This is a genomic window from Streptomyces sp. NPDC052023 (assembly GCF_044548465.1).
Classification (GTDB): Bacteria; Actinomycetota; Actinomycetes; order Streptomycetales; family Streptomycetaceae; genus Streptomyces.
In genome coordinates, this window is the sequence record NZ_JBIUBW010000018.1 from 111691 (window position 1) to 135805 (window position 24115).

General features: G+C 70.8%; 19 protein-coding genes. 7 read left to right on the forward strand and 12 right to left on the reverse strand.

The window, feature by feature from the left end; genetic code table 11:
* Positions 1 to 36 precede the first annotated feature (36 nt).
* Positions 37 to 840, forward strand: coding sequence for a methyltransferase domain-containing protein (locus ACIHCM_RS28965; RefSeq protein ID WP_399901955.1), 804 nt, complete (start codon positions 37 to 39; stop codon positions 838 to 840).
* 230 nt (positions 841 to 1070) lie between these two features.
* On the opposite strand, the gene ACIHCM_RS28970 is transcribed toward ACIHCM_RS28965, so the two are convergent.
* Positions 1071 to 2237, reverse strand: a complete 1167-nt coding sequence (locus tag ACIHCM_RS28970) for a winged helix DNA-binding domain-containing protein (RefSeq protein ID WP_399901958.1) — start codon at positions 2235 to 2237, stop codon at positions 1071 to 1073.
* A gap of 681 nt (positions 2238 to 2918) precedes the next feature.
* On the opposite strand from ACIHCM_RS28970, the gene ACIHCM_RS28975 reads away from it, so the two are divergent.
* From ACIHCM_RS28975 to ACIHCM_RS28990, 4 genes are all read left to right on the forward strand, one after another.
* A complete protein-coding gene (locus ACIHCM_RS28975) occupies positions 2919 to 3692 on the forward strand; it encodes an isoprenyl transferase (RefSeq protein ID WP_399901961.1) in 774 nt (257 codons plus the stop codon).
* A gap of 313 nt (positions 3693 to 4005) precedes the next feature.
* Positions 4006 to 5331: a PhoH family protein gene (locus tag ACIHCM_RS28980; RefSeq protein WP_399901964.1), complete on the forward strand. Its 1326-nt coding sequence runs from the start codon at positions 4006 to 4008 to the stop codon at positions 5329 to 5331.
* Between the two features lie 447 nt (positions 5332 to 5778).
* Positions 5779 to 6474 carry a transglycosylase SLT domain-containing protein gene (locus ACIHCM_RS28985; protein ID WP_399901967.1) on the forward strand — a complete coding sequence of 232 codons (696 nt, stop codon included), beginning with the start codon at positions 5779 to 5781 and terminating at the stop codon, positions 6472 to 6474.
* 136 nt (positions 6475 to 6610) lie between these two features.
* Positions 6611 to 7936 (forward strand): AI-2E family transporter, encoded by a 1326-nt coding sequence (locus tag ACIHCM_RS28990; RefSeq protein WP_399901971.1) that lies wholly within the window; start codon positions 6611 to 6613, stop codon positions 7934 to 7936.
* 63 nt (positions 7937 to 7999) lie between these two features.
* Here the strand turns inward: ACIHCM_RS28990 and ACIHCM_RS28995 are convergent, their stop codons facing one another.
* Both ACIHCM_RS28995 and ACIHCM_RS29000 read right to left on the reverse strand, forming a co-directional pair.
* Positions 8000 to 8533 carry an alkyl hydroperoxide reductase gene (locus ACIHCM_RS28995; protein WP_399901973.1) on the reverse strand — a complete coding sequence of 178 codons (534 nt, stop codon included), beginning with the start codon at positions 8531 to 8533 and terminating at the stop codon, positions 8000 to 8002.
* 7 nt (positions 8534 to 8540) lie between these two features.
* Complete coding sequence (locus ACIHCM_RS29000; RefSeq protein WP_399901976.1) at positions 8541 to 9095, reverse strand: peroxiredoxin; 555 nt, start codon at positions 9093 to 9095, stop codon at positions 8541 to 8543.
* Between the two features lie 139 nt (positions 9096 to 9234).
* Between ACIHCM_RS29000 and ACIHCM_RS29005 the strand changes: the two genes are divergently transcribed.
* Entirely contained in the window at positions 9235 to 10191 is a 957-nt protein-coding gene (locus tag ACIHCM_RS29005; RefSeq protein ID WP_399901979.1) for a LysR substrate-binding domain-containing protein, read from the forward strand.
* Between the two features lie 5 nt (positions 10192 to 10196).
* On the opposite strand, the gene ACIHCM_RS29010 is transcribed toward ACIHCM_RS29005, so the two are convergent.
* The 5 genes from ACIHCM_RS29010 to ACIHCM_RS29030 all read right to left on the reverse strand — a co-directional run bounded on the left by ACIHCM_RS29010 (position 10197) and on the right by ACIHCM_RS29030 (position 15008).
* Complete coding sequence (locus tag ACIHCM_RS29010; RefSeq protein WP_399901982.1) at positions 10197 to 12494, reverse strand: ABC transporter permease; 2298 nt, start codon at positions 12492 to 12494, stop codon at positions 10197 to 10199.
* A 65-nt stretch (positions 12495 to 12559) separates the two neighbouring features.
* A complete protein-coding gene (locus ACIHCM_RS29015) occupies positions 12560 to 13246 on the reverse strand; it encodes an ABC transporter ATP-binding protein (RefSeq protein WP_399901986.1) in 687 nt (228 codons plus the stop codon).
* Complete coding sequence (locus tag ACIHCM_RS29020; protein ID WP_141310442.1) at positions 13243 to 13767, reverse strand: PadR family transcriptional regulator; 525 nt, start codon at positions 13765 to 13767, stop codon at positions 13243 to 13245. The genes ACIHCM_RS29015 and ACIHCM_RS29020 overlap by 4 nt, the downstream gene beginning before the upstream one ends.
* Positions 13768 to 13872: 105 nt before the next feature.
* Positions 13873 to 14118 carry a hypothetical protein gene (locus ACIHCM_RS29025; RefSeq protein WP_399901989.1) on the reverse strand — a complete coding sequence of 82 codons (246 nt, stop codon included), beginning with the start codon at positions 14116 to 14118 and terminating at the stop codon, positions 13873 to 13875.
* Positions 14115 to 15008, reverse strand: coding sequence for an SPFH domain-containing protein (locus tag ACIHCM_RS29030; protein WP_399902127.1), 894 nt, complete (start codon positions 15006 to 15008; stop codon positions 14115 to 14117). The genes ACIHCM_RS29025 and ACIHCM_RS29030 overlap by 4 nt, the downstream gene beginning before the upstream one ends.
* 274 nt (positions 15009 to 15282) lie before the next feature.
* Here ACIHCM_RS29030 and ACIHCM_RS29035 point away from each other — a divergent pair, with 274 nt between their 5' ends.
* On the forward strand, positions 15283 to 17634 hold the full coding sequence (locus tag ACIHCM_RS29035; protein WP_399901992.1) for a transglycosylase domain-containing protein: 2352 nt from the start codon (positions 15283 to 15285) through the stop codon (positions 17632 to 17634).
* A 124-nt stretch (positions 17635 to 17758) separates the two neighbouring features.
* Here the strand turns inward: ACIHCM_RS29035 and ACIHCM_RS29040 are convergent, their stop codons facing one another.
* The 4 genes from ACIHCM_RS29040 to ACIHCM_RS29055 form a co-directional block, all read right to left on the reverse strand.
* Positions 17759 to 19825 carry a SpoIIE family protein phosphatase gene (locus ACIHCM_RS29040; RefSeq protein ID WP_399901995.1) on the reverse strand — a complete coding sequence of 689 codons (2067 nt, stop codon included), beginning with the start codon at positions 19823 to 19825 and terminating at the stop codon, positions 17759 to 17761.
* Between the two features lie 290 nt (positions 19826 to 20115).
* The gene (locus ACIHCM_RS29045; RefSeq protein WP_399901998.1) at positions 20116 to 20808 is read right to left on the reverse strand and encodes a DUF402 domain-containing protein; all 693 of its coding nucleotides are present in this window, start codon (positions 20806 to 20808) and stop codon (positions 20116 to 20118) included.
* A gap of 83 nt (positions 20809 to 20891) precedes the next feature.
* Entirely contained in the window at positions 20892 to 22277 is a 1386-nt protein-coding gene (locus tag ACIHCM_RS29050; RefSeq protein WP_399902001.1) for a class II fumarate hydratase, read from the reverse strand.
* 72 nt (positions 22278 to 22349) lie between these two features.
* A complete protein-coding gene (locus ACIHCM_RS29055; RefSeq protein WP_399902004.1) occupies positions 22350 to 24017 on the reverse strand; it encodes a fumarate hydratase in 1668 nt (555 codons plus the stop codon).
* Positions 24018 to 24115 lie beyond the last annotated feature (98 nt).

Here is a 24115-nt window from a genome sequence, read left to right on the forward strand (position 1 = left end):
AGCGGCCACTGACAACGCCCTGCGACGATCAAGCCCATGCAGCACGAGCACCGAGACGCCCAGCCCCGCCCCACCTTCGAGGAACTTCTCGCCGAAGGGGCCGCCGTGCCCACCGAGGGCTGGGACTTCTCCTGGTTCGCAGGCCGCGCCACCGAAGCCCGGCCGTCCTGGCGGTACGCCGAGTCGCTCGCCGGACGCCTCGCACGCGCGCGTGCCGCCCTCGACATCCAGACCGGCGGCGGCGAGGTCCTCGACTTCGCGCTCGGCGCCGCCGCGCGCCGGCCCCCGCTTGCCGCGGCGACGGAGGGCTGGCCGCCGAACGTCGCCAAGGCCACCGGCCTGCTCCGCCCGCGTGGCGTCGTGGTCGTCGCCGCGCCGGAGGACGCCCCGCTGCCCTTCGCCGACGGCACCTTCGACCTCGTCTCCAGCCGCCACCCCGTACGGCCGCACTGGGACGAGATCGCGCGCGTGCTCCAGCCCGGCGGCACCTACTTCGCGCAGCACGTCGGACCCGGCAGTGTCTTCGAGCTTGTCGAGTACTTCCTCGGCCCGCAGCCCGAGGAGGTGCGCGCCGGCCGCCACCCGGACCACGAGCGCGCAGGCGCGGAGGCGGCCGGACTGGAGGTGGTCGAACTGCGCGCGGAGCGGCTGCGGATGGAGTTCCATGACATCGCCGCCGTCGTCCACTTCCTGCGCAAGGTGATCTGGATGGTGCCGGGCTTCACCGTCGAGGCGTACGCGGACGGGCTCCGCTCCCTGCACGAGCGGATCGAGACGCAGGGCCCCTTCGTGGCCCACAGCACCCGCCACCTCTTCGACGCCCGCAAGCCCACCGACTGACCGCCCCAGCAAGCTCTCCGACCGCCCCACCCGGCCCGGGCGCGCCGCCCGCCCCGCCGCCGGCCCCGCCAGGCACCCCCGCTGCGGGCCCCGCCAGGCACCCTCGCTGCCCCGCGCCCGCAAGCCACCCGACCGCCAATGCCCCGCCTTCAGCAGACCCACCGCGCCCGCAACCCACAAGACGCACCGCGCCCCCACCCCCGGCCCCTCAAGCCCCCACCCCACCGCGCTCAAGCATGGGCCCCCGCCGTCACCTCGCCGATCACCAGTTCCGCCCCGGCCCCGGCCTCCAGTGCCGCCGCCACCCGTTCGGCCTGCTCCGCCAGCTCCCGCTCCCGGCGTGCCGTCAGCGGGCCCAGCGGCTCCACCGTGACCGTCAGCCGCCGTCCCCGGCGCCGCTGGTGCCAGACCCCGGCCACCACGCCGTCGATCAGCAGCAGCGGATAGTTGCCCGCCTGGCCGCGCGCCAGCGCCCGTTCGCGGGCGCGCCCCGGGAACAGCAGCTCGCGGGGCTGCGCGGCGATGCCGTAGGCGTCGAAGTACGGCAGCAGCCGTACGCCCCGCACCGGTCCCTGCGGGAACTCCGTGTCGCCGGCCGCCACCCACGCGCGCGTGCCCTCGAACACGACCTCCTCGATCTCCCCGCCGGCGGCCAGCGTGGCGAACAGCTCGATGGCCCAAGCGGGTGACGCCGCCAGCCACTTCGCGAAGTGCCGCGGGGTGGCCGGCCCGTAGGCGTGCAGATGCCGGCGTACGAGAAGGCGCAGCGCCTCCTCCTGGGGCAGCGGAGTGCACAGGGGCGGGCGGGTGTACGTCGTCCTGCGGCCGCGGTTGGGGCCGAAACACGCGGCGCCGGACTGGCCGGCCAGATGCAGCACCGTCCGCCAGCGCGGCCACAGTTCCTGGAAGGCCGGCATCACCCGTTCGCCGGCCCATGGCCCGGTGCGCGCGACGATCGCCTCGCCCAGCTCGTCCACGGTGAGGCACACGCCGGTCAGCGCCTCACCGATGGCGGCGAGGACCTGCCCGGTCTGTTCGCCGGTGAGCCGCACACCGGGGGGAAAGGGGTCGGCGCCGGTGCGCACGGCGGTCAGGGCGGCGCTCCACAGGCGCAGTTCCCGGCTGTCCAGCAGATGCACGGTCCCGCGCGGGCCGTACGTCTTGATGAGCGAGCGTTCCTCCCAGAGCGCGGCGCGTACGTCCGCCCGGGTGACGCCCGTGGCCCGGATCCCGACGGACAGTTCCGCCGCCCCCATCACCTGGGCGTGCGCCCCGCGCATCGCGGCCACGACGTCGGCGACCGGAGTGGCGGCCGGTGCCGGATCGGCAAGGAACTGCCGCTCCAGCCGGCGGGCGCCCGCCAGCTCCCGCGTGATCCCTTTGCTCTTCACGGTCATGGGAGGACGGTAGGACCCAAGTAGGCCACCTCACGTCCTCCATGCGGCTTCCGGCCCTCCGCCGTCCTCCGTGCAGCTTCCACCCCCCGCTACGGCCCGCGCGCCGCCCCTGCGTGCCGCGGAACGGCGTGACGTATGGCCAAGGTTTTCCACATTGTTATCACCAACCGCTCGCGTCACCCCTGACACATCACGTAAGTTCAGACCAAGGTAATTCGCGTCAGCAAAGCTGCGCGGGGCGGCACCGCGCAGTGGAGGGGGCTGCGCGGTGCCCGGAACCTGTTCCCGCGCGTCAAGCCGCCGGCGGCCGGCAGGTCGCCCATCAGGGGGACGCCGTACGAGCCCCCTCATCCCCTGTGATCCGGCCATGAAGAGGCTCTGAAGAGGCTGCGAAGAGGCCCTGAAGCGGGCATTCCGCGGCCACCGGGGCGTCGCCACGTGATTTCGGAGAGTAGTTGTGTCGCGCCGATGCACGCAGCAGCCCTTACGAAGGGTTATGGTGGAAGCCCCCCCTCGGGCCGGTCCGTCTCCCCCCCACGGACCGGCCCGTTTTTCTGCCCTCACACCCGTTGAGGGCTCCGCGTACCACGGGGGTAGGCTTCGCCCCCGGGGACCGCCATGCGGACAGGGGGTCGCGCTCGGCCGCATCTGTCCGATCCGTACGGAGGGGCTGACAATCACGTGAACCTGCGCGACAAGCTGCGCGGCCTGCTGGTCAGGCTGTACGCACGCCGGGTGGAAGGCCACCTGGACCACGCTCAGGTGCCCAAGCACATCGGCGTCATCATGGACGGCAACCGGCGCTGGGCGAAGGCCTCGGGTTCCACCACGGTGCACGGTCACCGGGCCGGTGCCGAGAAGATCGGGGAGTTCCTCGGCTGGTGCACCGAGACGGACGTCGAGGTGGTCACCCTCTGGCTGCTTTCCACGGACAACTTCGACCGGCCCCAGGAGGAACTCGGCCCCCTGCTCGGCATCATCGAGGACGTCGTGCGCTCCCTGGCCGCCGACGGCCGCTGGCGGGTGCACCACGTCGGCACCCCGGACCTGCTGCCGTCCCCGATGCGCAACGCGCTGAAGGAGGCCGAGGAGGTCACCGCGCACGTCGACGGGATACTGGTCAACGTCGCCATCGGCTACGGCGGCCGCCAGGAGATCGCCGACGCGGTCCGTTCGATGCTGCTGGACGCCGCCGACCAGGGCCGCTCGGTCGAGGAGATCGCCGAGGCCGTCGACGTCGACATGATCGGCCGCCACCTCTACACGGGTGCTCAGCCCGACCCCGACCTGGTGATCCGCACCAGCGGTGAGCAGCGGCTGTCCGGTTTCATGCTGTGGCAGACGGCCCACTCGGAGTACTACTTCTGTGAGGTTTTCTGGCCGGCCTTCCGTAAGGTCGACTTCCTGCGCGCCCTGCGTGACTACGCGGCGCGGCATCGCCGCTACGGCGGCTGACGGAGCCGTCCCACCCCTTGCGGACGTAGAGCGCTTCACACGGAGTTCACCGGCGCGCCGTCATATGCCGTGGCATGGCGGCGCGTTTTCGAGGGCATAAGGCAAGCAGGTCGACACCCGAACCACGGGTGCCGTATCTCAGCGGACGGCACGGGGCCGTCCGCCCGGGAGGCCCCTTGCACCAGCCCGATCGTGCGGTCACAGCACGGACGAAGAGGCGACGGGCCGGTTTCCGGCCCGTGCATCGCGGCCGGCAACCGGTCCAGATTGTCTCCGTCGCTCCCCGACCTCATCCGAGGGGGTACGTCCTTCCGTGGTGACCAGCACAAAGCGCCACAAGCCCGACCGGCGCACCTATGTTCTCGACACCAGCGTCCTGCTGGCCGACCCGAACGCTTTGAGCCGCTTCGACGAGCACGAGGTCGTGCTCCCGGTCGTGGTGGTCACGGAGCTGGAGGCGAAGCGGCACCATCCCGAACTCGGCTACTTCGCCCGGCAGGCGCTGCGTCTGCTCGACGACTACCGCGTGCGGTACGGCCGTCTGGACGCCCCCATCCCGATCGGGGACCTCGGCGGCAGTCTCCGTGTCGAGCTCAACCACTCGGACCCCAGTGTGCTGCCGACCGGCTACCGCCTGGGGGACAACGACTCCCGCATCCTCGCGGTCGCCCGGAACCTGCAGGCCGAGGGGTTCGACGTCACCGTCGTGTCGAAGGACCTCCCGCTCAGGATCAAGGCGTCCTCCGTCGGCCTCCTCGCCGAGGAGTACCGCGCCGAACTCGCCATCACGGACTCGTCCGGCTGGACCGGAATGTCCGAACTGACCCTGCCCGGCGAGCAGGTGGACATCCTCTTCGAGGAGGGCCACGTCCACGTCCCCGAGGCCGCCGGACTGCCCGTCCACACCGGCCTGACGATCCAGTCCGAGCGCGGCAGGGCGCTCGGCCGGGTGACACCGGAGGGCAACGTCCGGCTGGTGCGCGGCGACCGGGAGGCCTTCGGCATCAAGGGGCGCAGCGCGGAGCAGCGCATCGCGCTGGATCTGCTGCTCGACTCCGAGGTCGGCATCGTGTCGATGGGCGGCCGGGCCGGCACCGGCAAGTCGGCGCTGGCGCTGTGCGCGGGCCTGGAGGCGGTCCTGGAGCGCCGCCAGCACGAGAAGATCATGGTCTTCCGCCCGCTGTACGCGGTGGGCGGGCAGGAGCTGGGCTATCTGCCCGGCTCCGAGGCCGAGAAGATGAGCCCTTGGGCGCAGGCGGTCTTCGACACGCTGTCGGCGGTCACCAGCCGCGAGGTCATCGAAGAGGTCACCGCGCGCGGGATGCTGGAGGTGCTCCCGCTCACCCATATCCGCGGCCGCTCGCTGCACGACGCGTTCGTGATCGTGGACGAGGCGCAGTCGCTGGAACGCAATGTGCTGCTGACCGTTCTGTCCAGAATCGGCGCCAATTCACGGGTCGTTCTGACGCACGATGTGGCGCAAAGGGACAATTTGCGGGTCGGGCGGTACGACGGTGTGGTCGCCGTCGTCGAGAAGCTGAAGGGGCATCCGCTCTTCGCCCATGTGACCCTGACGCGGTCCGAGAGGTCCCAGATCGCGGCGCTTGTGACCGAAATGCTGGAGGAGGGGGCGATCTGACCCTCGCGCCCCATCCCGGGGCGCTCGCACGGTAGTTGGCGCCGTTCGGCAAAGGCTCAGAGCCTAGCCGGGCGGCGCCTTCGCGTGTCGCTGTTTCTCGAAATCACAGGGGCCGAACAGCATGTGAGCTTTCACACGCAACTCGGAATTGCCTTGCGGTGTCGGGTTACGGCAGAGTCTCACTCCTGTCAGGCCCCGCATACGACACATCTGTACCCCTGGGGGTACCCCCACACTTTCGTAGTGGGGGAGGTACGGCACCACAGGAGCACCACCTCTAACTCCACAGCGTCGTCGTATGCCGCCCGAGCACCATGCGGCGCTCCTCCCGCAGGAGTTGCCCACCGGGCCCGTGCCTCCCGTGACCCGCAGTTGGGGAGGCCAGCGCCAGGGGCACGATTGCGTCCGCCAGGGTCACCGAGCGGGCGATGCTGGAAGGAAAACCGTGTGAGCCGGATTTCGGTCCGGGGATTCGCAGTGGCCTCGGCCACCGCGGTCACCGCTGTCGGAAGCGTCGTCGGCGTTGCCTCGGGCAGCACCGCGCAGACCAATGACGCCGAGGCGGCGGCAACCGACCTGACGCTCCTCGCGGACATCCCCGCGGGCCAGCACGCTCAGGTGCAGACCGCGTCCCTGACGCAGCAGGCCGACGTTCAGGCCATCGCGGCGGACGCGAGCGCCAAGAAGGACGCCGAGGAGGCCGCGCGCAAGGCGGCCGCCGACACCGCGATCGCGAAGAAGGAAGCCGCCGAGAAGGCGGCCCAGGAAGCCAAGGAGCGCGAGGAGGCGGAGGAGGCGGCCAGCCGTTCCGCCACCCGGGACGCGTCCAGCTTCGCGGTCCAGAGCTCGTACTCCATCTCCGAGATCCAGTCGATGGCTGCCGCGATGGTGCCGGGCGACCAGTTCCAGTGCTTCAGCAACATCGTGGACCACGAGTCCGACTGGAACTACCAGGCGGTCAACCCCTCCTCCGGTGCCTACGGCCTGTTCCAGGCGCTGCCCGCCTCGAAGATGTCCTCCGTCGGCGCCGACTGGCAGACCAACCCGGCCACCCAGATCAAGTGGGGCCTGAACTACATGAACGACCGCTACGGCAGCCCCTGCGGCGCCTGGTCGTTCTGGCAGGCCAACCACTGGTACTGAGCCCCCGGTCGGGCGACGTCCCACTCAACTTCCCCGAGCCCCTCACCGTCCTTCGGTGAGGGGCTTCGGCCATGTACGGTCTGACGGGACGACTCCGGGGGGAGTGGTGGGGACAGTTGGGGGAAAGGGACGGATCATGTCGCGAGTGCCAGGGTGGCTCGGTCGGGTCGGCACCCGGCTGACCGAGATGGGGCAACGGTGGGAGGCACGCCGGGCCGAGGCGGAGCGGGCTCATGGCGAGCCGGAGCCGGAGCCCGAGGAGCCGGCCGGCACGACGGGCTCCCCTTCCTACGTCCGTGCCGCTCCGGTCGTCCCCCGTCCCGACCCGGCGCAGGCCGTGCCGTGGGGCATGCGGGTGGCGGCGGAGGCCGGATGGCGGCTGCTGGTGCTCGCGGGCACGCTGTGGGTGCTGATGCGGGTCATCAGCGCCGTACAGCTGGTCGTGCTGGCCTTCGTGGCGGCGCTGCTCATCACGGCGGCGCTCCAGCCGACGGTGGCGCGGCTGCGGCGCCACGGGGTGCCGCGCGGACCGGCGACGGCGATGACCGCGATCCTCGGGTTCGTGGTGATCGGCCTGATCGGATGGTTCGTGACCTGGCAGGTCATGGAGAACATCGACAACCTCTCCGACCAGGTGCAGGACGGCATCGACGAGTTGCGGCGGTGGCTGCTCGACAGTCCCTTCCACGTCACGGACAAGCAGATCAACGACATCGCCGAGAACCTGCGGGAGGCGGTCGGGGCGAACACCGACCAGATCACCAGCGCGGGACTGGAAGGCGTGACCGTCGTCGTCGAGACGCTGACCGGGATCCTGCTCGCGGTCTTCTCGACCCTGTTCCTGCTCTACGACGGGCGGCGGATCTGGGAGTGGACGCTGAAGCTGGTGCCGGCGGCGGCGCGTCCCGGGGTGGCCGGCGCCGGGCCCCGGGCCTGGCGAACGCTCACGGCGTATGTGCGGGGCACGGTGATAGTCGCTCTGATCGACGCGATCTTCATCGGCCTCGGCATCTACTTCCTCGATGTGCCGATGGCCGTGCCGCTCGCGGTGTTCATCTTCCTCGGGGCGTTCATCCCGCTGGTGGGCGCGGTGATCTCCGGTGCGCTGGCGGTGGTGGTGGCGCTGGTGACGCAGGGGGTCTTCACCGCCGTGATGACACTGGCCGTGGTGCTCGCCGTGCAGCAGATCGAGGGCCACATCCTGCAGCCGTTCATCCTCGGCCGGGCGGTGCGGGTGCATCCGCTGGCGGTGGTGCTGTCGGTCGCGGCGGGCGGCATGGTGGCGGGCATCGGCGGCGCGGTGGTGGCGGTGCCGCTGGTGGCCGTCACCAACACCGTCGTCGGCTATCTGCGCGCCTTCTCCCACGAGCAGGCCCTGCGTCAGTCACCGCGCCCGCATGGCGCCACCGCGTCGGACGCCGCCCCGGCCTCGCCCACGAACCCTCCCGGCCCCGCAGACTGAGACCCGACGCGAAGGCCCCGTCCACCGGCCGGTGGACGGGGCCTCGGCACACGGTCCGCGGGACTACTCGGCGAGCGCCGCCTCGGCGTCCAGCGTGACCGCCACCGCCTGGACGACGGAAGCGATCTTGAAGGACTCCTGGATGACCTCACGGTCGACGCCGGCCTTGCGCAGCACCTGCTCGTGGGAGTCGAGGCACATGCCGCAGCCGTTGATGGCGGAGACGGCGAAGGACCAGAGCTCGAAGTCGACCTTGTCCACGCCGGGGTTGCCGATGACGTTCATCCGCAGGCCCGCGCGCAGGGTGCCGTACTCGTGGTCGGACAGCAGGTGACGCGTGCGGTAGAAGACGTTGTTCATCGCCATGACGGCAGCGGCGGCCTTGGCCGCCGTGTACGCCTCCGGCGACAGCGCCGCCTTCGCCTCCGGCTCCAGCTCACGCAGCACGATCGGGGAGCGGGAGGCGATGGCGGTGGCCAGCACCGTGCCCCACAGCTGCTGGGCGGGCAGGTCGGAGTTGCCGATGACCGAACCGAGGTTGAGCTTCAGGTCCTTGGCGTAGTCCGGGATACGGGACTTCAGGCTGTCGAGGGACATGCGCGGATCACTCCCCGGCGAGCAGGGCGACCGGGTCCAGGGTGTCCTCGCCCTTGCTCCAGTTGCACGGGCACAGCTCGTCCGTCTGGAGCGCGTCGAGGACCCGCAGGACCTCCTTGGGGTTACGGCCGACGGAACCGGCGGTCACCATGGTGAACTGGATCTCGTTGTTCTGGTCGACGATGAAGACCGCGCGCTTGGCGAAGCCCTCCTCGTCCTCGATGCCGAGGTCGCGCATCAGCTCGTGCTTGGAGTCGGCCATCATCGGGAACGGCAGGTCCCGCAGGTCGTCGTGGTCCTTGCGCCAGGCGTGGTGCACGAACTCGGAGTCACCGGAGAAGCCGAGGACCTGCGCGTCACGGTCGGCGAACTCGTCGTTCAGCTTGCCGAAGGCGGCGATCTCGGTCGGGCACACGAAGGTGAAGTCCTTGGGCCAGGCGAAGATCACCTTCCACTTGCCCTCGTAGGTCTTGTGGTTGATCTTCTCGAACTCCTTGCCCTTCTCCAGCGAGACGCAGGCGGTCAGTTCGAACTCCGGGAACTTGTCACCGACAGTGAGCACTAGCTCTCCTTGCAGCGCAGCAGGAAACACCCGCTTGTGGCGAGTGTTTCCCTTGGGTTGGACGAGCCTGATCGTGGCACAACGTGCATTGATCCGGGAAATAGCTACACTCGGTCGAGTTGATCGGAGGTAGCTATCAGTGACCGTAGGTAACACCAGCAGGAGGCGTCAGCCCAGCCTCGCCCAGCTGCGCGCGTTCGCCGCCGTCGCCGAGCATCTGCACTTCCGCGACGCCGCCGCCGCGATCGGCATGAGCCAGCCCGCCCTCTCCGGTGCCGTCTCCGCGCTGGAGGAGGTCCTCGGCGTCACGCTCCTCGAGCGTACGACCCGCAAGGTGCTGCTCTCGCCCGCCGGCGAGCGGCTCGCCGTGCGAGCCAAGGCGGTGCTGGGTGAGGTGGGGGCGCTGATGGAGGAGGCCGAGGCCGTGCGGGCGCCCTTCACGGGCGCGCTGCGGCTCGGCGTGATCCCGACCGTCGCGCCCTACCTGCTGCCGACCGTCCTGCGGCTCGTCCACGACCGCTACCCCAACCTCGACCTCCAGGTGCATGAGGAGCAGACCGCCAACCTGCTCGACGGGCTGACCTCGGGGCGGCTCGACCTGCTCCTGCTCGCCGTGCCCCTCGGGGTTCCGGGGGTGAGCGAACTCCCCCTGTTCGACGAGGACTTCGTTCTCGTCACGCCGCTCGACCACTGGCTCGGCGGGCGTGAGGGCATTCCCCGGGAGGCGCTCAAGGAGCTCAATCTGCTGCTGCTCGACGAGGGGCACTGCCTACGCGACCAGGCCCTCGACATCTGCCGGGAGGCCGGGCGCGAGAACGCGCCGGTCACCACCACGGCAGCCGGGCTGTCCACCCTCGTCCAGCTTGTCGCCGGTGGTCTGGGCTGCACCCTGCTGCCGCGTACCGCCGTCAAGGTCGAGACCAGCCGCAGCAACCAGTTGCTCACCGGTTACTTCTCCGACCCCGCACCGACCCGCCGGATCGCGCTGGCGATGCGGACGGGCGCGGCGCGCGGCGCGGAGTACGAGGAGCTGGCGGCCGCACTGCGCGAGGCACTGCGGCCGCTTCCCGTACGGGTGCTGCGGGGCGGCGGGTAGCCGGCTCACTCGGTGCGCAGGCCCTCCGGGCGCATCAGCCGCAGCAGGGGCGGCAGGCTGAGCAGGGTGACCAGGAGGACGACGCCCCCGCCGATGCCGATCATCGACAGCATGCCGGCCCAGTCGACGCTCACCGCGGTGGCCGTCATCTTCAGCAGCACCGTGCCCAGGGTGAGGCCGACCACCGCGGCGAGGGCGAGGCCCAGGACGATCGGGATCGTCGTCTGCCACAGCACGGACAGCGTGAGTGTGCGGCGCCGGGTGCCGAAGGCGACCAGGGCCGACAGCAGCCTCCGGCGTTCGCGCAGCTGCTCCAGCTGGGAGACGAGCAGGCTCGCGCCGATCAGGGCCAGCACGCAGGTGGCGCCCACGGACAGGCCGGTGCGGATGGAGTCGTAGCGCTCGGAGCGCTCGCCGGACACCCACACCATCGGCTCGGCGAACGGGTCCATGACCGCCGCCGTGTTGCGCACCAGGTCGTAGACGTCCGGTACGGTCTCGTCGAGTCGGAGGTAGACCTGACCGTCGAGGCCCTTCGCGGCCGAGGCCGGCAGCGCCTTCGGTGTGACCAGGAAGCCGCCGCGATCCGTCCCGGTGATGCCGGGACTTGCCTCGGCCCGCTTGACGGCGGGCAGTTTCCAGGGGGCCTCCGCGCCCTTGGGCTCGCCCTCGTAGGAGGGGTCGAAGTACAGGGTGCGGCCGGGCTTCGCGAGGCCGGGGGTGTGGTCGTCGTACTCGGCGCCCGCGACCGCGAAGACGTCACCGTCGCTGCATGACGGCAGCTTCGCCACCTGCCGCAGCGAGGCGCAGTCGCCGATCGTCACCTGGGAGGTGAACTCGGGATCCCTGCGCCGGTCGCTGACGTAGCCCTCCGAGTAGGCGTACACCTTGCTCACGCCCTCGGTCTGCCGGAAGTCCGCCACGGCCCGGGCCAGCGGTGTGCCCTCGGGCACGGACACCTGCATCTGCGCGCGGGTCTCGTCGTACGCCGTCGCCGTGGTGAAGTCGTCCTCCACACCGGCGAACAACATCTGCAGCGCGATCGCGCCGGCCACCGCCACGGCGATGCCGTTGACCGTGCGCGCCGCGCTTCCGCTGCTCAACTGAAGCCGCCGCACGGCCAGTTGCCAGGAGACGGAGCCGGCGCCGAGCCGGGCCACGACCGTCTCGACGATCCACGGCAGCAGCGCGGTGACGCCGATGAGCAGCAGCATCACACCGCCGATCACCAGGTACTGGTTGAAGTCGCCGCCACCGCTGCCCTGGCCGATCATCGGCGCGAGCAGCGCCAGACCGGCGATCGGCAGCAGCAGCCGCCACCACAGCCTGCGGCGGCTCGGCCTGGCCGTACGGACCACGCCGAGCGGCTCGATGACCACACCGCGCAGCGCCAGCAGGGTGACCAGCACCGCGGCTGCCGGGACGACGACCGCGACCAGCGCGGCGAGGGCGGGGGAGGGGTCGAGGTAGCTGGGGAAGACGCTGACCTCGAACACCTCGGCCTGCCCCGCGAGCCGGCGTCCGGCCAGGAAGAAGCCGGTGCCGAAGACCAGGCCGAGCACGGACCCGGCCAGTGCCTCGCCCGCGGCGACCCGGCGGGTCATCCCGCTGTCGGAGCCCACCAGGCGCAGCGCCGCGAGCCGCCGGTCCCGTCCCTCGCCGCCGAACCGCACGGCCGCGGCGACGAAGACGCCCACCGGCATCAACAGGACCACGAAGACGACCAGGACCAGCAGGATCAGTACCGGATCCCACGGGTCCGAGGTGCCCTGGACCGGCTCGCCGAACCGCTCGATCCGGGTGACCCGGCCGTCGTCGAGCCGCGCCGAGAGACTGTCGCTGCCCCGGTAGAAGGCCAGTTCGGCGGGGCCGACCAGACCGGGCTCGGCGATGGTGCCGACGATCCGGCCGGGCAGCCGCTCGCGGAGCAGCTTCCCCTCCGGTGACTCAAGGAGCGCCTTCAGCTTCGGGGAGACGACCATCTCGCCCACCGCGGGCATCTCGGCGACGCCGGGCGGCAGCGGCGCCCTCGGGCCCTCCGGCTCCAGCTCGCGGCCGCGGACGTCCTTGTCGCGGAAGGTGGTGCCGACGACGGCGACGAGCAGGGTGGCGTCCGACCTGGGCGGCAGGGTGTCGCTGAACGTGAAGTCGGTACGGGCCTGTTCCCGCGCGCGCCGGGCGTCCAGCGCGCTCGGTATCGCCGTGGTGAGCAGCAGCAGTGCCACGCCGAGGCCTACGCCGACCGCCGTGAGCACCGCGCGGACCCAGCCGCCCCTGCCGGTGAACGCGAACCCGAAGCCCATGGCCAGGTCCCTGAGGCTGCCCCAGGCTCTCGGCCCGGCTCGGCCAGGGCGGTTCCCCCGGCCGCTCATACGACGCGCTCCATGTCGCGGGACTTCCCGTCGCGGACGACGATCTCGCGGTCGGACCAGGCGGCGACCCGTGCCTCGTGCGTGACCAGGACCACGGCCGCGTTGGTGGAGCGGGCCGCGTCCGTCAGCAGCTCCATCACGCGCTCGCCGTTGAGGGAGTCCAGCGCGCCGGTCGGCTCGTCGGCGAACAGCACGCGCGGGCCGGTGACCAGGGAGCGGGCCACGGCGACGCGCTGGCCCTGGCCGCCGGAGACCTCGCCGGGCCGCTTCCTGCCGATGCCGTCGACCTCCAGGCGTTCCATCCAGGACAGCGCGGTGCGCTCGGCGGCTTTGCGGGAGGTGCCGTTCAGACGCAGCGGCAGGGCCACGTTCTCGACGCAGGTGAGCTCGGGCACGAGCTGGCCGAACTGGAAGACGAAGCCGAACTCCGAACGCCGCAGCGCGCTGCGCTGGGCGTCGTTCATCGTGGCCATCTCCCGGCCGTCGTAGCGGATCGAGCCCGTGTCGGGCGTGATGATCCCGGCGAGGCAGTGCAGCAGGGTGGACTTGCCGGAGCCGGAGGGGCCCATCACGGCGACGACCTCGCCGGGGTGGATGGAGAAGTCCGCGCCGTCCAGGGCGCTCGTGGGGCCGTACGTCTTGTGCAGGCCCTCGGCGACGAGCAGGGAACCGGTGGGAGTCACTTCGCCACCACCTCCGCCAGCTTGTCGAGCCGTGCGGCGGTCAGTTCCAGCCAGCGCAGGTCGGCCTCCAGATGGAACAGCGCGTGGTCGCAGATCAGCTGGTCCGCGAGATCGCCCTTGCGCTTGCGGTCGGTGAGGATCCGCATCATGCGCAGGTGCTCGGAGCGCTGGGTGTCGAGGATGTCGGCGGCGTCGCGCCGGGTGAGCAGGGCGAGGACGACCTTGGTGTACAGGGTCGACTGGAGGTACGGCTCCGGCTTCTCCGGCGTCGCGAGCCACCGCTCGACGTCGGTGATGCCGGCGTCGGTGATCGCGTACCGCTTCCGCTCCGGCCCGCCGCCCGGCTCGATGCCGTCGACCTCGACGAGGCCGTTCTTCAGCAGCCGGGACATCGTGGAGTAGACCTGGCCGTAGTGCAGGGGCCGGTCCTGACCGAACTTCTCGTCGAAGGCCCGCTTCAGGTCGTAACCGTGGCGGGGGCCGGACTCCAGGAGCCCGAGGAGGGTGTGACCGATGGACATGCGGAGCACTCTACATACCGGGTATACGTCGGGTGTATACGCGCAGTGTGTAGATCATGGAGAGGAGGGCTTCGCCGCAGGTGAGGGTCGATTGTCACGGTTCTGCTACTGCGGCGGGGAGCCTCCGGGTGGCCGGCCGCGGCGGGGCAGCGGCCCCGCGTCGCCGGGCAGCCGGCCCGCGTCCTTGAGGGCCTTGCGGAGCAGGAACTCGATCTGCGCGTTGGCCGACCGCAGCTCGTCCGACGCCCAGCGGGCGAGCGACTCGTACACCGCCGGGTCCAGCCGCAGCAGCACCTGCTTGCGCTGCTGCTGCGGCCGCCGCTTCGAGGAAGCCTCGGAAGAGTCGGTCACTGGTAGAGCGACCCGGTGTTGACCACGGGCTGGGTGGCCCGGTCGCCACACAGCACCACCATGAGGTTGGAGACCATCGCCGCCTTCCGCTCCGAGTCCAGCTCCACGATGTCCCGCTCCGTCAGCCGGGCCAGCGCCATCTCGACCATGCCGACCGCGCCGTCCACGATCTGCCGCCGGGCCGCGACGACCGCGCCGGCCTGCTGCCGCTGGAGCATCGCCGAGGCGATCTCGGGGGCGTAGGCGAGGTGGGTGAAGCGGGACTCGATGATCTGCACGCCGGCCGCCTCCACCCGCGCGTGCAGCTCGACGGCGAGCTTCTCGGTGATCTCCTCGGCGTTCTCACGCAGGGAGAGACCGTCCTCCTCGTGGGAGTCGTAGGGGTACTCGATGGCGATGTGCCGCACGGCCGCCTCGGTCTGGGTGGAGACGAACTCGATGTAGTCGTCGACCTCGAACGAGGCCTGCGCGGTGTCCTCGACCTTCCACACCACGACCGCGGCGAGCTCGATCGGGTTGCCGTAGGCGTCGTTGACCTTGAGCACCGCCGTCTCGTGGTTGCGGACGCGGGTGGAGATCTTGGTGCGCGAGGTGAGCGGATTCACCCAGCGCAGGCCGTCCTGCCGGATCGTGCCCCGGTAGCGCCCGAAGAGCTGCACGACGCGGGCCTCGCCCGGCGCCACCATGTTCAGGCCGCACATCGCGACGAACGCGCAGACGGCGATCAGGATGCCGAGGACGATCAGCGCTGCCTTGGCGCCGGTCGCGGCGACGGTGGTGGCGGCCACCACCATGGCGACGCCGCCCAGCAGGCCGATCAGGCCCAGGAGCAGGGCGAGTCCGCCGCCGATGCTGTGCGCCTGGAACTCCCGGACGCGTGGGGCGGGCATCTCCGGGACGTCGGCGACGGCCGTCGAGTCTTGCGTGGACACTGGGGTCCCCCGTTCTCTAGCTTCGTTCTAGCTAAGTGATAACACTTTACCCCGTCACAGCAACCCCGACCCCGCTTCGGACGTCGGTTCCGTAGGAAGGCGTGCTGATTGTCACGTCCCAAAAAGACCGAATCAGTCGGCCTTTGTCATAGAGGGCGGTGTTAGCTTTCTGAGCTGACCTGAGCCACGACACCCAAGTGACACCCGAGAGCGGAGCGGAGCGGACGGACTCATGGGACGAGCGGAAGACAGACGAGCGCGACAGCGCGGTGGCCACCGCGCCGCGCCGAAGAACCGCCGTTCGTCGCGCACAGCGAGCCCGGCGGGCCCGGCCGGTCCCGGCCGCCGCCGGAGCAGGACCGGCAAGTCCGGGAAGACCGGCATACGCAGGTTCTTCACCTGGAAGAAGATCCTCGGTACCTTCCTCGGCCTGTGCCTGCTCGGCATCGGCGGCTTCATCCTGCTGTACCTGCTCGTGCCGGTCCCCGAGGGCAACGCGGCCGCGAAGCAGCAGAGCAACGTCTACAAGTACGGTGACGGCCGGGTCCTGGCCCGCAGCGGCGAGGTCAACCGCGAGCTCGTCGACCTGGCAAGGGTGCCCAAGGGCGTCCAGCGGACCTTCGTGGCCGCCGAGAACAAGACCTTCTACCAGGACAACGGCATCGACCTGAAGGGCACCGCCCGCGGCCTGGTCAACACGCTCAGCGGCAAGGGCGCGCAGGGCGGTTCGACGATCACCCAGCAGTACGTCAAGAACTACTACCTCAGCCAGGAACAGACGGTCACCCGCAAGCTCAAGGAGCTGGTGATCTCGCTGAAGGTGGACCGCCAGACGTCCAAGGACGACATCCTGGCCGGCTACATCAACACCAGCTACTACGGCCGCAACGCCTACGGCATCCAGGCCGCCGCGCAGGCCTACTACCGCGTCGACGCCGACGAACTCACCGTCGAGCAGGGCGCGTACCTCGCCGCGCTGCTCCAGGCGCCGAGCCAGTACGACTGGGCGGTCGCCTCGGACACCGGCAAGAAACTGGTCAAGAACCGCTGGAACTACGTCCTGGACAACATGGTCGAGGAGGGCTGGCTGAGCGCCTCCGAGCGCCAGGGCATGGAGTTCCCGGTACCGAAGGCGCCGCAGGGCGCGCCCGAGATGGAGGGCCAGACCGGTTACTGGGTCGACGCGGCCAACGCGGAGCTGGCACGGCAACTGGTGGCCCAGGGGGCGGCGGAAGACCAGGACGACGCCTTCGCCCTGGTCAAGCGCGGTGGCTGGACGCTGACGCTGAACATCGACAAGGACAAGCAGCGACAGCTGGAGCAGGCCGCGCAGGACCAGCTCGTCAGCAAGCTCGACCCGAAGAAGCGGAAGGTCGACGCGAACATCCAGCCCGGCGCCGTGTCCGTCGACCCGAAGACCGGCAAGGTCGTCGCGATGTACGGCGGCGAGAACTACTTCAAGCACTACACGAACAACGCGACGCGCCGCGACTACCAGCCGGCCTCCACGTTCAAGCCCGTGATCCTGGCCGCCGCCCTGGAGGAGGGGGCCGAGACCCAGGACGGCGAGCCGATCACCGCGAACACCGTCTACGACGGCGACAGCAGGCACCAGGTCGTGGACAACGGCAGCAAGGTCGGCTTCGCCCCGCCGAACGAGGACGACGTCGACTACGGCGACGTCACCGTGCAGACCGCCATGAACAAGTCCGTCAACGCCGTCTTCGCACAGATGGGCGTCGACGTCGGCATGGACAACGTGATGGAGGTCGCCGGCAAGCTCGGCATGGACACCGAGGGCATGCAGGCGGTGCCGGCCCAGACGCTCGGCTCCATGGGCGCGAGCCCGCTGGAGATGGCCGGCATCTACGCCACCCTCGACAACCACGGCAAGAAGGTCACGCCCGCGATCCTGGCCTCGGCCGAGCACAAGGACACGGTCGTCGAACTGCCGGACCCCATAGGCGAACAGGTCATCAGCCGCGAGGCCGCCGACACCGTCACCTCGGTGCTCACCGGCGTGGTCGACGACGGCACGGCCCGCACGTCCGTACGGGACAACCCGGAGCGCGACGGACAGCAGGTGGCCGGCAAGACCGGTACCTCCGACTTCGGCAGGTCCGCCTGGTTCACCGGCTACACCCCGGACCTCGTGACCTCGGTCGGCCTGTTCGGCCAGGACGCCAAGACCGGCAAGCAGGTGAACATGGCGGGCGCCACCGGCACCCTCCCGGGCAAGGGCCGCGTCAACGGCGGCGGCTTCCCGGCGCAGATCTGGGCGGCGTACACCTTCGGCGTGATGGACGAGGTCAGCAAGTTCGACCTGGACACCACGCAGGGCGCGGCGGTGAAGCCGACGTACACCCCGACCCCCGACGACGAACCGACCACGCAGTCGCCCACGTCGGAGCCCCCCACCTCGGCACCCCCGACGTCCGAGTCCCCGACCCGGACGCCGTCCCAGACGCCGAGCCAGACCCCCAGCCAGACGCCGAGTCGGACCCCGACGACCGAACCCCCGCCGTCGACGCCCACAGACGGGACGACACCGGACAACCCACTCTTCCCGGACGACGAGCGATAGAGGAGGGCGCCCGGCCGAAAAGACCGGGCGCCCTCAACTCGTCCAGGGGCACGGGGAACCGCGCGGCACGCCACCGACGTCCCGCAGCCGCCGTACGCCACACAGCCGCACGGCGACGCGCGCCTCACCCGCGATTCAGCTCGAACCAGACGACCTTGCCGGTGCTGAGCCGAGTCGCCCCCCACCGCCGGGCCATCCGGTTCACCAGATACAGCCCACGCCCGCCCTCGTCCGTCGCCCGAGCCTGCCGCAGGCGAGGCAGCTGCGGCACGTCGTCGCCCACCTCGCACCGCAGCACGTCCGTGCGCAGCAACCGCAACGTCACCGGCCGCGACGCGTACCGGACGGCGTTCGTCACGACCTCACTGACCAGCAGCTCGACGGAGTCCGACAGTTCCTCCAGACCCCATCGGGCCAAAGCGCGCCGGGCCAGCCGCCGGGCCTTGCCGGGTGCCATCTCCTCCGGCTCCAGGAACCAGTACGCCACATCGCTCGGCGCGATCCCGTCGAACCGGGCGGCGAGCAGCGCGATGTCGTCGTCCCGGTCACCGGGCCCGAGCATGTCCAGCACCTCGTCGCACAGCGCTTCCAGCGGCGGCGGATGATCCGGCCCCGTGAGCTGCGCGGTCGCGGCCAGTTTCTCGCGCAGCTGCTCTATTCCGGTCCACACGTCCCGCAGCCGGGACTCGACCAGCCCGTCCGTGTACAGCAGCAGCGTCGCCCCGGCCGGCGCGTCCAGCTCCACCGCTTCGAAGTCGACGCCGCCGACGCCGATCGGCGCGCCCGCCGGGACCCGCAGCACCTCGGCCCGCCCGCCCAGATGCAGCAGCACCGGCGGCGGATGGCCCGCGTTGGCGATGGTGATCCGGTGCGACACCGGGTCGTAGACCGCGTACAGGCAGGTCGCCATCCGGTCGGTGCCGAGCCGCTGGGCCTGCTCGTCGAGGTGGTGCAGGACCTCCTGCGGAGGCAGGTCGAGCCCCGCCAGGGTCTGCGCCGTCGTGCGCAGCTGGCCCATGATCGCGGCGGACGTCATGGAGTGCCCCATGACATCACCGACGACGAGCGCCACCCGGCTGCCGGGCAGCGGGATGGCGTCGTACCAGTCGCCGCCGACCCGCGCGGTCTCGGCCGCCGGAAGATAACGGGAGGCCAGCCGGACACCGGTCGGCTGGGGCAGGGTCTCGGGGAGCATGGTGCGCTGCAACTCGTCGGCGATGTACGCCTCCCGGCCGTACAGCACCGCCTTGTCGATGCCGAGCGCGCTGTGCGTGGCGAGCTGCGCGGCGATGAGCAGGTCGTCCGCCTCGAACGCCGTGCGTTCCGGGCGACGCAGGAAGACCGCGGCACCGATGACCCGGCGCCGGCCCCGCAGCGGGGCGAGGATCGCCCGCTGGCCCGCGGGGATCACCGCCTCGCCGTTCTCACCGAGCAGTTCGGGCAGCGCGGCGCGGGCGGCGGGCGCGTCGGCGAACACGGGACGTACCCCGCGCAGCACCTCGGCGAGCGCGCCGCCGGGCCGTACCTCGCACAGCTCGGCGGTCGGCGAGGCCAGCTCCGCCGGCTCCAGATGGAGTGCGGGCAGACCGCCCTCGGTGTCCCGCTCCTCCGGGATCCGGTCGGTGCGTCGCAGCCGCAGCACGACCGGACCCGTGGGCCGCTCGTCGCCGACCGGCAGCGGGTCGCGCAGATAGACGAGGATCGCGTCGGAGAACGTCGGCACGGTCGCCCGGCACAGCCCCATCACGATCTCGTCGAGGTCGATGCCGCGGGCGATCCGCCGGGTGGCCGCGCCCACGAAGCGCAGCCGGTCGCCGTCCCGCCGCATGGGCGTGGGCCGGCCGAGCGGGGCCGGCTGCCCGGTACGGCGCTCCTGCCCGCCGGGGCCGGAACGGTCCGGGTCGGTGCCGGGCTGCGCCGGGATGGCCTCCGGCGCGGGGCGCGGGCGGTGGGTGTCGGGCTCGGCGGCGGCCGGCTGCGAGTGCTCGGGGCCGCTGCCGTCGCCGGGCGTCACGGACGTGCCCGAGGGCGTCTCACCGGTACTGCGGGCCTGAGCGGGTAAGGCGGCGGCGCCGGGCGTCAGCGGGGCCGCCGGGGTACGCAGGAGCGCCCCGCGGGGATCCGCGGGGTCGATGCCCGCCTGGGGGCGCTCGAAAGAGGTCGGCTGCTCCGTCACGCGTGTCGAATCCATCCGTCCGGGGCCGTGCGCGCCTTGCATCGCGCGTGCAGTTCGTCCCGCAGAAGTCCCGATACCCGGAATACATGCCCCAGGAACGGAATTCCCGCGTGGTCAGAGGCTGTTCCTGTGCCACCGGCGGACCGGTCGCGGCCCGCACGGGTGTTGCCCTCGTAGCCCTCGCTCACGTCCTGCCGCCCCTCGGTGACATCCGGTCAAGCACACTGCGCGCCCCGCGAGTTGCCGCCGCGCGCCCCTTGCGGAGGACGATCCTACGTTTCCTGCCCGGGGGCGCAGCAAGGGTCTCATGAGGACACACGCGCAGGCATACGATCCCAGTCCTGTGGAAGTGAGGGTACGGCCCAGGCCGGATCCGGCCGCCAGTGCTGCCAGCCGTCGGCGAACGGCGGCCCCCACGCGCGGATCACCTCCACCGCGGCCCGGCCCGCGTCCCGGACCCGTTCGGCCTGCCCGGCGTCCATCAGGCCGTCCCGCTGGGCCTGCGCGAACTCGTCCTCGTCCCGCCAGTGCCAACTGCGGTCCGGCTGAACGGAGATGTCGAGAAAGTGATCCTCGGAATCCACCCCGCCGCCCCAACGCGCCAGCGGCTCCTCAAGGTTGACGTACCAGTTCTTGAACTGCCAGCCCGGGTCCCAGAACAGCCACACCGACCAGGGCTCACGGGGCCGGGCGAGCTTCAGCACGCCGGTGCCGAACCAGCGGTCGCGCTGCACCGCCCGTGGCTTGGTGTAGCGCGTCTGCAGGGGCTCCAGGTGCACCGGCGTCCCGTCGGCGAGCACCGGCCTGACACACTCCGTGCCCGGCGCCATCCACACGGCGAGCAGGTCGGCGTCGTCGCGCACGACGGTGACGGGGCGCGCGATGTGGAAGCGGTCGCCTGCGTTCTCCCGGTAGCGCCACAGGATGTGACTGCCCGGTGCCCAGAAGGCCGTAGCTCCGCCCGCTTCCACGCGTCTCACCGCTCCGTCGTCCGTCATGCACAGATATTAGGTGTCAACGGCATACGACGCTGCGGCGCGTGTCACGGTTCACGCGCCGCTCCCCCGGTCCCGGCGGCCCGTCACGGACGCGTCATCCGCAGCACGTCCAGCGCCTCGTCGAGCTGCTCCACGGTGAGGTCGCCGCGCTCCACGTAGCCGCTCTCCAGCACGACCTGACGGATCGTCTTGCGCTCCGCCAGCGACTTCTTCGCGACCTTGGCGGCCTCCTCGTACCCGATGTACTTGTTCAGCGGTGTCACCACGGAGGGCGACGACTCGGCGTACTCCCGGGCCCGTTCCCGGTTGGCGGTGATGCCGTCCACGGTCCGGTCGGCGAGCAGCCGGGAGACGGCCGCGAGCAGCCGGACGGACTCCAGCACGTTCTTCGCGATGACCGGGAGCATCACGTTCAGCTCGAAGTTGCCGGACGCGCCCGCCGTGACGACCGTGGCGTCGTTGCCGACGACCTGCGCGCAGACCATGAGCACGGCTTCCGGGATGACCGGATTGACCTTGCCCGGCATGATCGACGAACCGGGCTGGAGGTCGGGCAGGTTGATCTCGCCGAGCCCCGTGCGCGGCCCGGACGCCATCCAGCGCAGATCGTTGGCGATCTTCGTCAGGCCGACCGCGATGGTGCGCAGCTGGCCACTGGTCTCCACGATCCCGTCCCGGGCGCCCTGCGCCTCGAAGTGGTCGCGGGCCTCGGTGAGCGGCAGGCCGGTCGCACGGGCCACCTCCGCGATCACCGCCGCCGGGAAACCGGGCGGGGTGTTGATGCCGGTGCCGACCGCCGTACCGCCGAGCGGCAGTTCGGCGAGCCGGGGGAGCGAGGCCTCCAGCCGCTCGATCCCGTAGCGCACCTGGGCGGCGTACCCACCGAACTCCTGCCCCAGTGTCACGGGCGTGGCGTCCATCAGATGGGTCCGCCCCGACTTCACCACGTCGGCGAACTCCGCCGCCTTGCGCTCCAGGGATTCGGCGAGGTGGCGCAGCGCCGGGATCAGGTCACGCAGGACGGCCGCCGTGGCGGCGATGTGGAGGGAGGAGGGGAAGACGTCGTTGGACGACTGGGACGCGTTGACGTGGTCGTTGGGGTGGACGTCCCGGCCGAGCCGCTCGCTCGCGAGGGTCGCGATGACCTCGTTGGTGTTCATGTTGGACGAGGTGCCGGAGCCCGTCTGGAACACGTCCACGGGGAAGTGCTCGTCCCAGCGTCCCTCCGCGACCTCCCGCGCCGCCTCCTGGACGGCCTCGGCGATGTCCTTGTCGAGTACGCCGAGCTTGGCGTTGACGGCCGCGGCCGCGGCCTTGATGCGCGCCAGGGCCTCGATGTGCGCGCGCTCCAGCCGCTGCCCGGAGATCGGGAAGTTCTCCACGGCCCGCTGGGTCTGCGCCCGCCACTTCGCGTCGGCCGGGACCCTGACGTCGCCCATGGAGTCGTGTTCGATGCGGTATTCACTCATACCCGCTACAGCGATCTGCGGGCCCGCGATGTTCCGGGGCCTGGGCCGAAAGCACCCAGACCCCGGCCACCGTCAGACCAGCCCGGGCCCACGCACCGGAATCGACGTGAACGTCGGGGCGGGTGCCGGGTCCTGGAAGAAGTCGTTGCCCTTGTCGTCGACCACGACGAACGCCGGGAAGTCCTCGACCTCGATCTTCCAGACGGCCTCCATGCCGAGCTCCTCGTACTCGACGACCTCGACCTTCTTGATGCAGTCCTGGGCGAGGCGGGCGGCGGGGCCGCCGATGGAGCCGAGGTAGAAGCCGCCGTGCGTGCCGCAGGCGTCGGTGACCTGCTTGCTGCGGTTGCCCTTGGCCAGCATCACCTTCGAGCCGCCCGCCGCCTGGAACTGCTCCACGTAGGAGTCCATGCGGCCGGCCGTCGTCGGGCCGAAGGAGCCGGAGGCGTAGCCCTCGGGGGTCTTCGCCGGACCGGCGTAGTAGACCGGGTGGTCCTTCAGGTACTGCGGCATCTCCTCGCCCGCGTCCAGCCGCTCCTTGATCTTGGCGTGCGCGATGTCGCGGGCCACGACCAGGGGGCCGGTGAGGGAGAGGCGGGTCTTGACCGGGTACTTGGTGAGCTCCGCGAGGATGTCGTCCATCGGCTGGTTGAGGTCGATCTTCACGACGTCCCCGGCCTCGTCCAGCTGCTCGTCCGTGGTCTCCGGCAGGAACCGCGCCGGGTCGGTCTCCAGCTGCTCCAGGAAGACGCCCTCGGCGGTGATCTTCGCGACAGCCTGCCGGTCCGCCGAGCAGGAGACGGCGATGGCGACCGGGCAGGACGCGCCGTGCCGGGGGAGGCGGACGACGCGGACGTCGTGGCAGAAGTACTTGCCGCCGAACTGCGCGCCGATACCGATCTTCTGGGTCAGCTCGAAGACCTTCTCCTCCAGCTCCTTGTCCCGGAACCCGTGCCCGAGCGCCGAGCCCTCGGCGGGGATCTCGTCCAGGTAGTGCGCGGAGGCGTACTTCGCGGTCTTCAGCGCGTACTCGGCGCTGGTGCCGCCGACCACGATGGCCAGGTGGTACGGCGGGCAGGCGGCCGTACCCAGGGAGCGGATCTTCTCCTCCAGGAACTTCATCATGGAGGCCTCGTTCAGGACGGCCTTCGTCTCCTGGTAGAGGAACGACTTGTTGGCGCTGCCGCCGCCCTTGGCCATGAAGAGGAACTTGTAGGCGCCGCCGTCGGTGGCGTACAGCTCGATCTGCGCGGGGAGGTTGGAACCGGTGTTCTTCTCCTCCCACATGGTGAGCGGGGCCATCTGGGAGTAGCGGAGGTTCAGGTTCTGGTAGGCGTCGTAGATGCCCCGGCTCAGGGCCTCCTCGTCGCCGCCCGCCGTGAGCACGTTCTGCCCGCGTTTGCCCATGACGATCGCCGTGCCGGTGTCCTGGCACATGGGCAGCACGCCCGCGGCGGCGATGTTGGCGTTCTTCAGCAGGTCCAGGGCGACGAACTTGTCGTTGCCGGAGGCCTCCGGGTCGTCGATGATCCGGCGCAGCTGGGCCAGGTGGGCCGGGCGCAGGTAGTGCTGGATGTCGTGGATGGCCTCTTCCGCGAGCTTGCGCAGCGCCTCCGGCTCGACCTTGAGGAACGTCCGGCCGTCGGCCTCGAAAGTGGAGACACCCTCGGAGGTCACCAGCCGGTACGGGGTGGTGTCCTCCCCCATGGGGAGCAGATCGGTGTACTCGAACTCAGGCATCGCGCCCATTCCTCACTCACGGCAGACAGCGGCTGGCATCCATTGGCAGCGTCCACCAGCGTAGGACGTGGTGTCGGCGGCGAGCTTGTGAGGTAAGG